This is a genomic window from Pseudomonas sp. TYF_14 (genome assembly GCF_043105275.1).
Lineage (GTDB): Bacteria > Pseudomonadota > Gammaproteobacteria > Pseudomonadales > Pseudomonadaceae > Aquipseudomonas > Aquipseudomonas alloputida.
Window position 1 is genome coordinate 72,387 of record NZ_JBICLK010000022.1, and the last position, 11,487, is coordinate 83,873.

General features: G+C 61.6%; 11 protein-coding genes. 3 read left to right on the forward strand and 8 right to left on the reverse strand.

Annotation, left to right across the window (positions count from 1 at the left end; translation table 11 throughout):
- Window positions 1–72: 72 nt before the first annotated feature.
- The 6 genes from lepB to rpoE all read right to left on the reverse strand — a co-directional run bounded on the left by lepB (window position 73) and on the right by rpoE (window position 6,706).
- Window positions 73–927 carry a signal peptidase I gene (gene lepB, locus ACF8O8_RS06190; protein ID WP_003252057.1) on the reverse strand — a complete coding sequence of 285 codons (855 nt, stop codon included), beginning with the start codon at window positions 925–927 and terminating at the stop codon, window positions 73–75.
- A gap of 5 nt (window positions 928–932) precedes the next feature.
- Complete coding sequence (lepA, locus tag ACF8O8_RS06195) at window positions 933–2,732, reverse strand: translation elongation factor 4 (RefSeq protein ID WP_010952535.1); 1,800 nt, start codon at window positions 2,730–2,732, stop codon at window positions 933–935.
- A gap of 180 nt (window positions 2,733–2,912) precedes the next feature.
- A complete protein-coding gene (locus ACF8O8_RS06200; protein WP_370688748.1) occupies window positions 2,913–4,316 on the reverse strand; it encodes a DegQ family serine endoprotease in 1,404 nt (467 codons plus the stop codon).
- Between the two features lie 206 nt (window positions 4,317–4,522).
- Complete coding sequence (locus ACF8O8_RS06205) at window positions 4,523–5,488, reverse strand: MucB/RseB C-terminal domain-containing protein (protein WP_010952533.1); 966 nt, start codon at window positions 5,486–5,488, stop codon at window positions 4,523–4,525.
- A 12-nt stretch (window positions 5,489–5,500) separates the two neighbouring features.
- The gene (locus ACF8O8_RS06210; RefSeq protein ID WP_003252050.1) at window positions 5,501–6,091 is read right to left on the reverse strand and encodes a sigma-E factor negative regulatory protein; all 591 of its coding nucleotides are present in this window, start codon (window positions 6,089–6,091) and stop codon (window positions 5,501–5,503) included.
- Window positions 6,092–6,124: 33 nt separating this feature from the next.
- Window positions 6,125–6,706: an RNA polymerase sigma factor RpoE gene (rpoE, locus tag ACF8O8_RS06215; protein ID WP_003252049.1), complete on the reverse strand. Its 582-nt coding sequence runs from the start codon at window positions 6,704–6,706 to the stop codon at window positions 6,125–6,127.
- Window positions 6,707–7,140: 434 nt separating this feature from the next.
- Here rpoE and nadB point away from each other — a divergent pair, with 434 nt between their 5' ends.
- The gene (gene nadB / locus ACF8O8_RS06220) at window positions 7,141–8,745 is read left to right on the forward strand and encodes an L-aspartate oxidase (protein WP_010952532.1); all 1,605 of its coding nucleotides are present in this window, start codon (window positions 7,141–7,143) and stop codon (window positions 8,743–8,745) included.
- A 56-nt stretch (window positions 8,746–8,801) separates the two neighbouring features.
- Here nadB and ACF8O8_RS06225 read toward each other — a convergent pair whose 3' ends face one another.
- Window positions 8,802–9,260 carry a protein YgfX gene (locus ACF8O8_RS06225; protein WP_392509391.1) on the reverse strand — a complete coding sequence of 153 codons (459 nt, stop codon included), beginning with the start codon at window positions 9,258–9,260 and terminating at the stop codon, window positions 8,802–8,804.
- Window positions 9,244–9,498: a succinate dehydrogenase assembly factor 2 gene (locus tag ACF8O8_RS06230; RefSeq protein WP_003252043.1), complete on the reverse strand. Its 255-nt coding sequence runs from the start codon at window positions 9,496–9,498 to the stop codon at window positions 9,244–9,246. The genes ACF8O8_RS06225 and ACF8O8_RS06230 overlap by 17 nt, the downstream gene beginning before the upstream one ends.
- A gap of 133 nt (window positions 9,499–9,631) precedes the next feature.
- On the opposite strand from ACF8O8_RS06230, the gene ACF8O8_RS06235 reads away from it, so the two are divergent.
- Both ACF8O8_RS06235 and ACF8O8_RS06240 read left to right on the forward strand, forming a co-directional pair.
- Window positions 9,632–10,573 carry a YgfZ/GcvT domain-containing protein gene (locus ACF8O8_RS06235; RefSeq protein WP_392509392.1) on the forward strand — a complete coding sequence of 314 codons (942 nt, stop codon included), beginning with the start codon at window positions 9,632–9,634 and terminating at the stop codon, window positions 10,571–10,573.
- Between the two features lie 55 nt (window positions 10,574–10,628).
- Window positions 10,629–11,435, forward strand: coding sequence for an HDOD domain-containing protein (locus ACF8O8_RS06240; RefSeq protein ID WP_028698136.1), 807 nt, complete (start codon window positions 10,629–10,631; stop codon window positions 11,433–11,435).
- Window positions 11,436–11,487 lie beyond the last annotated feature (52 nt).

An 11,487-nucleotide genomic window follows, 5' to 3' on the forward strand; every position in this document is an offset into this window, starting at 1 on the left:
TCCCGATCCCTGAGAACACAGCCTATGTCAGAAATGCATTCGGCGCTGTCTGCTGGACAGCGCCGATGGGTATCAATGGATCAGGCCAACCCGCGACAGGTTGGGCAAGTGGCTGAGTTTGGGCTCTGGCCAGCTCATCCACACCGCGAAGGCCTTGCCGACAATGTTCCGGTCCGGAACCATGCCGTGCAGTTCCTTGGGAATGTTCGGGTCATCCCAGAAACGGCTATCGTTGGAGTTGTCGCGGTTGTCGCCCATCATGAAGTAATGGCCCGCAGGTACGGTCCACTGCTGGTCCGGCGGCATGCGATAACGGCTCATTTCCTTGCGGATCAGGTGTTCGGCCGCGCCGAGTTTTTCCTTGTACAGCTGAGCACTGCCGAGGGTACCCGGCTCGCTGCCCACCAGTTGTTCGGCAACGGGCTGGCCGTTGACAAACAGCCGCTTGTCGTTGGTGTAGCGGACCACGTCGCCCGGCAGGCCAACCACACGCTTGATGTAGTTGACATTCGGGTCACTCGGGTAGCGGAACACCATTACATCCCCGCGTTGCGGGTCACCGACCTCGATGACCTTCTTGTCGATCACCGGCAGGCGAATGCCGTACGAGAATTTGTTCACCAGGATGAAGTCGCCCACTTCCAGGGTCGGTTTCATCGATCCCGAAGGGATCTGGAACGGCTCGACCAGGAATGAACGCAGCACCAGCACAATGAACAGCACCGGGAAGAACGACTTACCGTACTCGACCAGCAACGGCTCCTTGTTCAGCCGTTCGACCACCGCCATCTCAGGCTGGCTGACGCTGCCCTGATAGTTGGCGATTGCCGCACGCCGGCGCGGGGCCAGGAACAGCAGGTCGATCAAGCCCAGCAGACCGCAGATGAAGACGGCGATGACCAGCAACAGCGGGAAATTTAGCGACATAGGACCTAGCTATCCAACCTGAGCACGGCGAGGAAGGCTTCTTGTGGAATTTCCACATTGCCCACCTGTTTCATGCGTTTCTTACCGGCCTTCTGCTTCTCCAGCAGCTTCTTCTTACGGCTGACGTCACCGCCGTAGCACTTGGCCAGTACGTTCTTTCTGAGCGCCTTGACGGTTGTCCGCGCAATGATCTGGCCGCCAATGGCTGCCTGGATCGCTACGTCGAACATCTGCCGAGGGATCAGTTCCTTCATCTTCTCGGTCAACGCACGGCCTTTGTAGGCCGCGTTGTCGCGGTGCACGATCAATGCCAGGGCATCGACCTTGTCGCCGTTGATCAGCACGTCCAGCTTGACCAGGTTGGCCGACTGGTAGCGATCGAAATGATAATCCAGCGAAGCATAGCCGCGGCTGGTGGATTTGAGGCGGTCGAAGAAATCGAGCACCACTTCGTTCATCGGCATGTCGTAACGCACCTGCACCTGGCTGCCGAGGAACTGCATGTCGCGCTGTACGCCACGCTTCTCGATGCACAGAGTGATGACGTTGCCCAGGTGCTCCTGCGGAACCAGGATGGTCGCGGTGACGATCGGCTCGCGGAAGTCGGCCACAGCCGAGACGTCCGGCAGCTTGGACGGGTTGTCGACGACGATGGTTTCGCCGGTTTTCAACTCCAGTTCGTAGATCACGCTGGGTGCGGTGGTGATCAGGTCCAGGTCATATTCGCGCTCCAGGCGCTCCTGGATGATCTCCATGTGCAACATGCCCAGGAAACCGCAACGGAAGCCAAAGCCCAGCGCGTCGGAGCTTTCCGGCATGTACTGCAGCGAGGAGTCGTTCAGGGTCAGCTTCTGCAGAGCGTCGCGGAAATCCTCGAAGTCGTCGGAGCTGACCGGGAACAGGCCGGCGTAGACCTGCGGCTGAATCTTCTTGAAGCCTGGCAACACCTCGACCTCAGGGGTCGAGGACAGGGTCAGGGTGTCACCAACCGGGGCACCGTGGATGTCCTTGATGCTGGCGATGATGAAGCCTACTTCGCCGGCTTTCAGATCAGCGGTCTGGGTGTGCTTCGGGGTGAAGACACCGACGCTGTCGACCAAGTGCACCTTGCCGGTGGACTTGACCAGGATCTTGTCGCCTTTCTTGACGCGGCCCTGGCGCACACGCACCAGCGAGACCACACCCAGGTAATTGTCGAACCAAGAGTCGATGATCAGCGCTTGCAGCGGTGCATCAATCTCACCTTCTGGCGCGGGGATGGTGTGCACCAGGCGCTCGAGCACCTCGTCAACGCCCATACCGCTCTTGGCGCTGCAGGCCACGGCGTCGGTGGCATCGATACCGATGATCTTCTCGATCTCGTCCTTGACGCGGTCCGGGTCGGCCTGGGGCAGGTCCATCTTGTTCAGGACCGGCATGACCTCCAGGCCCTGCTCGATGGCGGTGTAGCAGTTGGCTACGGACTGGGCCTCCACGCCCTGACCGGCGTCAACCACCAGCAGTGCCCCTTCACAGGCCGCCAGCGAACGCGAAACTTCGTAGGTGAAGTCGACGTGGCCGGGGGTATCGATGAAGTTCAGCTGGTAGGTCTTGCCGTCCTGCGCCTTGTAGTGAAGCGTGACGCTGTGGGCCTTGATGGTGATACCGCGCTCACGCTCCAGGTCCATGGAATCGAGCACCTGGGCTTCCATCTCGCGCGCCGACAGGCCACCGCACATCTGGATGAAACGGTCAGCCAGCGTCGACTTGCCATGGTCGATGTGGGCGATGATGGAGAAATTGCGGATATGACTCAAATCACTCACGGGTCAACACTCGAAAAGGCTGCGAGCCGGACGCCCGCCGAAAAATAGCCGGGAATTGTACCTTAAGCTGCTGGGTTATGGGAGATTCCTCTGTCCGACTGTACACAGCAATCATTCCGGCAATTGTGAAGATTCATGAAAAAGGGCAGCCGAAGCTGCCCTTTCGCCTTGCGAAACTGCTTATTCAGCAAGCTTGAAAGTGATGAAGCTGGCACGGCCCTGACGCAGTACGCGCATCGACACGGAACGATTCTTCGGCAGTTCCTTGGCGATTTCGGTGAATTCCTTGGCCGAACCGATGGCCTGGTTGTTCAGATGGCTGATGACATCACCAGGGCGCAAGCCGATCATGGCTGCCGGGCCATCCTGCACTTCCTTGATGACCACGCCACCTTTGAGCTCCAGGGATTTTTTCTGCTCGGCGGTCAGGTCGGCGACCGATACACCCAGGCGGTTGCTGCTGCGCTCGGCGCTGCCTTCGGTGCCAGCGCCAATGTCAACGTCGTCATCCGGCAGCGCGCCGACGCTGATGTCCAGGTTCTGGCGCTTGCCATTGCGGATGATTTCCAGCTTGGCCTTCTCGCCATCCTTGAGGCCGCCTACCAGGTGCGGCAGATCGGCCGACATGACGATTGGCTGGCCGTTCATGCTGAGGATCACGTCGCCCACCTGCAGGCCGCCTTTGGCTGCCGGGCCGTTTTCCAGCACCTGGGCCACCAGGGCGCCCGCCGGCTTGTCCAGGCCGAACGATTCAGCCAGGTCCTTGTTGACCTCCTGAATCACCACGCCCAGCCAGCCGCGGCTGACCTTGCCGTCTTTCTTCAGCTGGTTGGAGACATCGATCGCCACATCAATCGGGATGGCGAACGACAGGCCCATGAAACCGCCAGAACGGGTGAAGATCTGCGAGTTGATCCCCACCACTTCGCCTTTCATGTTGAACAGCGGGCCGCCGGAGTTACCCGGGTTGATGGCCACGTCGGTCTGGATGAACGGTACGTAGGTGTCATTGGGCAGGGTCCGGCCCTTGGCGCTGACGATACCTTTGGTCACCGAATGGTCGAAGCCGAACGGCGAACCGATGGCCAGTACCCACTCGCCCACCTTGAGCTTCTCGGAGTCACCCAGTTTCACCGTTGGCAAATTCTTGCCATCGACCTTCAGCAGCGCCACGTCAGTGCGCGGGTCGGTGCCGACCAGCTTGGCCTGGAGCTCGCTACGGTCCGACAGGCGGACGATGATCTCGTCGGCATCGGCCACCACATGGTTATTGGTGAGCACGTAGCCATCACTGGAAATGATGAAGCCCGAGCCCAGCGACTGCGCCTCGCGCTGGCGGTCGCCGCGCGGCGAACGGGGCTGCTGGGGCATGTTGCGCTCGAAGAACTCGCGGAACATCGGCGGCAGGCCTTCCAGATCCGGCATCTGGTTTGCGGCGATCCGGCGGTCAGGCAGCTTCTGCTTGGTACTGATGTTGACCACCGCCGGCGAAGCCTGCTCCACCAGGGTGGTGAAGTCCGGCAGGGCTTCCTCGGCCTGGGCGGCGACTACTTGGCCGAGCATCAGCACAGCAGCGAACATCATTAGGTAGGATTTCAAGCGTGGTATTGACATACGACTCCCGTCACAACGAGCGGTAGTTTGGAAAGACCCCTGCACAACGCAGAAAAGGCCAGGCTCTTCAAAGCCTGACCTATAGAAAATTTGCCGATGGATTGCAAATGACAATGCTTTAATTTCATTTCAGGCGTATGCCCACCTGCCTTGGCTCGGCACGCAAAAGCGCGCCATTACTGGCGCGCCTGGGCATCCTGGGGGCGCATCGACAGGGCGACGCGTTCTGCCGTACCCAGCGGAATTTCGCCAACCACGGTCACCATCACTTTGCCCTTGGGTGTATTCAGGCGACGCGAGACTGCCGAGGTCGGGCCTAGCTGGGTGCGCATGTCGGTGCCGCCATCATCGCTCACTTGCTCGATGAACACCGAAAAACGCGCCAGGCCGTCGTCATACATCAGGCTGCTGACCGAACTGTTGTGCTTGGGATCACGGCGTACCGAGCTGTTGACCAGCTCGAAACCGGGTGGCAGCCAGTCCGAACGCCAACCCGCGACGGCATCATTGCTGCCGGCTGCCACATGCTGCACTGGCTTGCAGGCAGCACCTGGGCGCAAGTCTGCGTCGCTGGGTATTTCATCGGTATCGAGACGGGTCATCTGGAAGCGTTCCAGCAACTGCCCCTTGTCGTTGAGCATCAACGAACGCAGCGGCAAACCCGAGTGACGGTCCAGGTGCAATTCGAACGCATAGCGATGCTGGTCGCGTGGCGTGAGCGTAATGATCACGGCATCGCGCCCGGCGACCCGTGACTTGCCTGCCACACTCAAATCGTACCAACCCATCAGTTTCAGCGGATCAAGCACACGCGGTGCGGTATCCGGCGGCGCCGTGACACCGCTGGCCAAGGCCCCGCTGACACATTCCACCTTGCCATCCACGCGCACGATTTCCTGGGCGGCGCCATCAAGCTGCAACAGCCGCTCGCTGACCTTGCCGTCGTCGACCCTGTGCCAGATGTCGTGGGAGGAGAAACTGCCGTTGCGTTCGTAGACGAACGACCCTTGATAGCTCTGTTTTTGCTCGGCCTGTGCCAGCTTGTTCAGCCACTCACTCGCCTCAGGCGAAGAATTGGCCGCCAATGCTGGCACCGTCATGCAGCTGCCAATCAGCAGCGACAAGAGAGGTAGCGCGCGCATGATCCTCCTTACTTAACGGTTTTCCAGGCTGGCGGCGCGGGCATACGGCAATGCGGTTTCAGTGCCCTTGAGCGCAGATTCCTGGGCATGCTGGCGCAGGTAGCCTGGCAGACGCTGATCCCAGCCGGCCTGGTTCTGCAGCACGCCATTGGCCATTGGCCCGGTCGGTTGCTCACTGCTTTCACTATAGCCTGCCAAAACGGCCGGGCCTTGCGCTTGTGGCACACTCAGGCCCTGTTGGACAGGCTGCTGGGCAGCAAGCTCTGCACCCGTGATTTCGTCCTGGTTGTACATACGCACACCGGCCAGTACCGCGACGGTAACCGAGGCGGCTACCGCCAGACGGCCAATGCTGCGCCAAGGGCCTTTCTTGACCTTGGCTGGCACGGCTTCGTCGGCCAGCGCCGCGGACACCGCCGAGGCGATATCCAGGTTAGGCAGCAGCAGTTCCTTGTGCATGGCTGCACGGGCAACCTGGTAACGCGACCAGGTGGCACGGGTTTCGGCGTCGTCGACGGCGTTCAACACCCGACGCAGTTCCAGTTCATCCGCTTCGTTATCCATCACCGCGGACAGCGATTCCTGCAAAGCTTCACGACTCATGGCGGTTCCTCTCTTGGCGCTGTCGCCGCTGTCTCAGGTTTCCTGCAACAACGGCTGCAGGGCTTTATCTATGGCCTCCCGAGCGCGGAAGATTCGAGAGCGCACGGTACCCACCGGACATTGCATGACACTGGCAATGTCTTCGTAACTCAGCCCGTCGAACTCGCGTAGCGTCAATGCCGTACGCAGGTCTTCGGGCAGTTGCTGGATGGTGCGATGGACAGTGCCTTCGATTTCATCCCGCAACAACGAGCGCTCTGGGGACTCGAGATCCTTGAGACCATGATCGCCGTCGTAAAACTCCGCATCCTCGGAGCTCACATCACTGTCTGGCGGCCGTCTTCCACGGGACACCAGGTAGTTCTTCGCCGTGTTGATGGCGATGCGGTACAGCCACGTATAGAACGCACTGTCGCCGCGGAAGTTGCCAAGCGCACGGTAGGCCTTGATGAAGGCTTCCTGTGCTACATCCTGGGCCTCGTGGGTATCGTGGACAAACCGCACGATCAACCCGAGAATCTTGTGCTGATACTTCAGCACCAACAGATCGAAAGCTCGCCTGTCGCCGCGCTGAACGCGCTCGACAAGCTGCTGATCCTCTTCCTGGGTTAGCATGAACACTCCTCAGTGAACTCGAAGGAGCGTTGCATCAGCCATCGTTCAGGCTTGCAACCATAGACTCGGGCTTTGCGCAAAAGTTCTCCCCTCCAAGCAAGTTTCCTGCAGCCCTTGGTCGGCTTGCACGGAAGACGCGGCGCGGTCACGGCCGGCTACGTCGATAATCAGGTTTCAAATACACAGGGGTAAGCCTGGAAAGGCCTGCCGCCCTGCGTCGCCGCGGCAAATTGTGGCGTACGGGCAGCCTTCATAGGATTTCCGGCCATGTCGGAAAGTTCCCACAAAGGTTGTCGCAACCTGGCAGGTAGCATGGAAATTGGCCACCCGGGGCTGCTATAAAGGCATCCCGACACGTTTAACGATAGTTTCACAATGCCATCCGCGCGTGACCATTGTGCCGTGCCCCTCCCAAAGATTACTAGTGTCCCGACATGAGCCAACAATTCCAACATGATGTCCTGGTGATCGGCAGCGGTGCCGCCGGTCTCAGCCTGGCACTTAACCTCCCCAGCCACCTTCGCGTTGCCGTATTGAGCAAGGGCGACCTGTCCAACGGCTCGACCTTCTGGGCCCAGGGCGGCGTCGCTGCAGTGCTGGACAACACCGATACTGTGCAGTCGCATGTCGAGGACACCCTCAATGCCGGCGGCGGGCTGTGCCATGAAGACGCAGTGCGCTTTACCGTCGAGCACAGCCGCGAAGCGATCCAATGGCTGATCGAGCAAGGCGTGCCCTTCACCCGCGATGAGCACTACAGCGTCGACGATGGCGGCTTCGAGTTCCACCTCACCCGTGAAGGGGGCCATAGCCACCGGCGCATCATCCACGCCGCCGACGCTACCGGCGCGGCAATCTTCACCACGCTGCTGGAACAGGCTCGCCAGCGCCCGAACATCCAGCTGCTGGAGCAGCGGGTGGCGGTCGACCTGATCACTGAACGCCGCCTGGGCCTGCCCGGCGAACGCTGCCTGGGCGCCTACGTGCTCGACCGCAACACCGGCGAGGTGGACACCTTCGGCGCGCGCTTCACCGTGCTGGCCACGGGCGGTGCGGCCAAGGTCTATCTCTACACCAGCAACCCCGATGGTGCCTGCGGCGACGGTATCGCCATGGCCTGGCGGGCCGGCTGCCGAGTGGCGAACCTGGAATTCAACCAGTTCCACCCGACCTGCCTGTATCACCCACAGGCCAAGAGCTTCCTGATCACCGAAGCCCTGCGCGGCGAGGGCGCCCTGCTGCGCCTGCCCAACGGCGAACGTTTCATGCCACGCTTCGACCCACGCGAAGAGCTGGCCCCACGGGACATCGTGGCCCGCGCCATCGACCACGAGATGAAGCGCCTGGGCGTGGACTGCGTATACCTGGACATCACTCACAAGCCTGCAGATTTCATCAAGAGCCACTTCCCCACCGTGTACGAGCGCTGCCTGGCCTTTGGCATCGATATCACCCGCCAGCCGATCCCGGTGGTGCCGGCGGCGCATTACACCTGCGGCGGGGTGATGGTCGACGACTGCGGCCACACCGATGTGCCTGGCCTGTATGCCATCGGCGAAACCAGTTTCACCGGCCTGCACGGCGCCAACCGCATGGCCAGCAACTCGCTGCTGGAATGTTTTGTGTACGGTCGCGCCGCCGCTGCCGACATCCAGGCGCACCTGGAGCAAGTGGCCATGCCCAAGGCCTTGCCCGGCTGGGACGCCAGCCAGGTGACCGACTCGGACGAGGACGTGATCATTGCGCACAACTGGGACGAACTGCGGCGCTTCATGTGGGACTACGTCGGCATCGTGCGCACCAGCAAGCGCCTGCAGCGGGCCCAGCACCGCATTCGCCTGCTGCTGGATGAAATCGACGAGTTCTACAGCAACTACAAGGTCAGCCGTGACCTGATCGAGCTGCGCAACCTGGCGCAAGTGGCCGAGCTGATGATCCTGTCAGCCATGCAGCGCAAGGAAAGCCGAGGGTTGCATTACACACTGGATTATCCAGGGATGCTGGACGAGGCCAAGGACACCATCCTTAACCCGCTCTGATATCGGCGTCGTGGCCTTCGCGGGCTCGCCCGCGAAGAAGCTAACCCGGTCTCGATCTATGCCCGGCTCACCGCAGCCCAGCGCCGCCGGCTGAACTTCAACCGCACCCGCAAGCGCCGATGCTCGTCAGCCCCTAGCGCATCCTGAGGTATACACTGGCTTTCCCCCAGCCAACGCCCCACCCGCTCAAAGCGCAAAACCACCAGCCGTGGCAACGCCACACTGTCCCGGCACAACCGAACCCGCTGCCACCCACAGGCACGACTGAACACCTGCCAGCCCCGCACATCACGGCGCAGGCCGACAACAGCATGCTCATGGGTCAACAGGATACGTCGGGGAATGGCCCAGCCAGCGTGGGCCGTGCAGGCGGCGACAACCGAAAAGGCCAACCACCCGGGCAGCGAGCTCGCCCACACGGCAAGCCACGCCAGAACCTGACAAGCGAGGTAGGCCGTCAGCAGCAGGCGCGAGCCTTGCCAACGGCACTCGAAGCACTCACTTGGGCTGGACACGGTCCAGAATGATGCGGACCATGCGCTGCAGTTCCGGGTCTTCGGACTCGGTGCGCTCCATGAACCAGCCGAACATGTCCTGATCCTCGCAGCTCAAGAGACGCACGTACAGTTCACGGTCGGTCTCATTGAGGGTGGGGTAGACTTCCTGGGTGAAAGGCACCAGCAGTACGTCCAGTTCCAGCATGCCGCGGCGGCTGTGCCAGAAAAGCCGGTTGAGTTCAGTTTGTTCGACCATGGGGCCCTCCTCGAATGGGCCGCCAGTATACAGCCAGGCGCGCGAAGCGACACCGGGCGTTGGTCTAGTCACCTACCTATTTTGTTACCGGCGTTCTATGATGGCCGCCAGTCTTTAGCCACCGCGATGACCCATGGCCGATTCCGCTTTCTTCTGCCCCCTGTCCCACGAGGGCATCCTCGCCGTCCGCGGCTCCGATGCAGGCAAGTTCCTGCAAGGCCAGCTGACCTGCAACATCAACTACCTCAGCCAGGAATACGCAAGCCTCGGCGCCCGCTGCATGGTCAAGGGGCGCATGCAGTCGAGCTTCCGCATAGTGCCCGAAGGCAACGGCTACTTGCTGGCCATGGCCAGTGAACTGCTCGACGCGCAACTGGCCGACCTGAAAAAGTACGCTGTGTTCTCCAAGGCCACGCTGACCGACGAAAGCAGCGCATGGGCACGCTTCGGCCTGCAAGGTGGCGACGCTGCACTGCAGGGGCTGGGGCTTGTCGTGCCCGCCGCCGCCGGTAGCACCGTGCGCCATGACGGGCTGATCGCGATCGCCGTGTCCGCCGGCCGGGTCGAGTTGTGGGTGCCGGCGGCTGACGCCGAGCCTGTACGCCAAGCCCTTGCCGCAGCGCTGCCCGAAGGCACGCTAAACGACTGGCTGCTGGGCCAGATTCGCGCAGGTATCGGCCAGGTCATGGGCCCAACCCGTGAGCTGTTCATCCCGCAGATGATCAACCTGCAGGCCGTCGACGGCGTCAGCTTCAAGAAAGGCTGCTACACCGGCCAGGAAATCGTCGCCCGCATGCAGTACCTGGGCAAACTCAAGCGCCGCCAGTACCGCCTGGCCCTGGACCAGCAGGCCATTCCGGCCCCGGGCGCCGAGATTTTCTCGCCCACCCATGGGTCGTCGGTCGGTGAAGTGGTCATTGCTGCCGGCAACGGCACGGGCTGCGAACTGCTCGCGGTGCTCAGCGCCGAGGCGGTGGAAGACGGCAACCTGCACCTGGGCAGCCTCGAAGGCCCGCGCCTGCAGGTGCTGACCCTGCCTTACGAACTGGACCGCGACCGGGAAATCCAGCGCTGACCAGCCTGCCCCACCCCTGTGGCGGGGCCGCACCACCACTGCGGTAGACATGCCCATGAACAAGCTGGCCGAGTTGGTTCAAGCACAATTGCTCGACGCCATCGAAAAGGATGACCTGGTCCTGCCAACCCTGCCCGAGGTTGCCTTGAGCATCCGCGAGGCAGCGGAAGACAGCGAGATCAGCGTAGCGGCCCTGAGCAAGGTGATCGGCCGCGACGCGGCCCTGTCAGCGCGCCTGATCAAGGTCGTCAACAGCCCATTGCTGCGTGCTGCGGTCGAGGTGACCGACCTGCATACCGCCATCACGCGGCTAGGCATCAACTACAGCTGCAACCTGGCCATCGGCTTGGTGATCGAGCAGATTTTCCATGCCCGCTCGCCGGCAGTGGAGCAGAAACTGCGCGATATCTGGGCCAGTAGCCTGGAAGTGGCGGGCATCAGCTACGAAATCTGCCGCCGCTTCACACCTCTCAAGCCCGACCAGGCCACTTTGGGTGGGCTGGTCAACCAGATTGGCGCGCTGCCGGTACTCATCTATGCCGAAGAGCACAACGAACTGTTGTCCGACCCGGTTTGCCTGCATTACGTGATCGAGCAACTCCAGCCGGTGCTGGGGGACAAGATCCTCAAGGCCTGGGAGTTTCCGGAGCAATTGGTCCACCTGCCGAGCCAGGTTCATGACCTGGACCGCCAGACTGACAAGATCGATTACATCGACATCGTGCAGATCGCCCGCTGCATCAGTCAGCGCGGGCGTCACCGGCCATTGGCTGCGCTGCCGGCATACCGCCATCTGGGGTTGCCGTTTGGCACCGAGCTTGAGGTCGATGAACTGCTGGAGGCGCGGAGCATGTTGCGCTGAGCTGTAGCAGCCTGTGTCGCCCCTTTCGCGGGTGAGCCCGTGAAAGGGCGAC

Bases quoted from the DNA above. Each gene is read 5' to 3' on its own strand.
- lepB (WP_003252057.1), bottom strand. From the start codon at position 927: ATGTCGCTAAATTTCCCGCTGTTGCTGGTCATCGCCGTCTTCATCTGC.
- ACF8O8_RS06200 (WP_370688748.1), bottom strand. From the start codon at position 4,316: ATGATGTTCGCTGCTGTGCTGATGCTCGGCCAAGTAGTCGCCGCCCAG.
- ACF8O8_RS06205 (WP_010952533.1), bottom strand. From the start codon at position 5,488: ATGCGCGCGCTACCTCTCTTGTCGCTGCTGATTGGCAGCTGCATGACG.
- ACF8O8_RS06210 (WP_003252050.1), bottom strand. From the start codon at position 6,091: ATGAGTCGTGAAGCTTTGCAGGAATCGCTGTCCGCGGTGATGGATAAC.
- rpoE (WP_003252049.1), bottom strand. From the start codon at position 6,706: ATGCTAACCCAGGAAGAGGATCAGCAGCTTGTCGAGCGCGTTCAGCGC.
- nadB (WP_010952532.1), top strand. From the start codon at position 7,141: ATGAGCCAACAATTCCAACATGATGTCCTGGTGATCGGCAGCGGTGCC.
- ACF8O8_RS06230 (WP_003252043.1), bottom strand. From the start codon at position 9,498: ATGGTCGAACAAACTGAACTCAACCGGCTTTTCTGGCACAGCCGCCGC.
- ACF8O8_RS06235 (WP_392509392.1), top strand. From the start codon at position 9,632: ATGGCCGATTCCGCTTTCTTCTGCCCCCTGTCCCACGAGGGCATCCTC.
- ACF8O8_RS06240 (WP_028698136.1), top strand. From the start codon at position 10,629: ATGAACAAGCTGGCCGAGTTGGTTCAAGCACAATTGCTCGACGCCATC.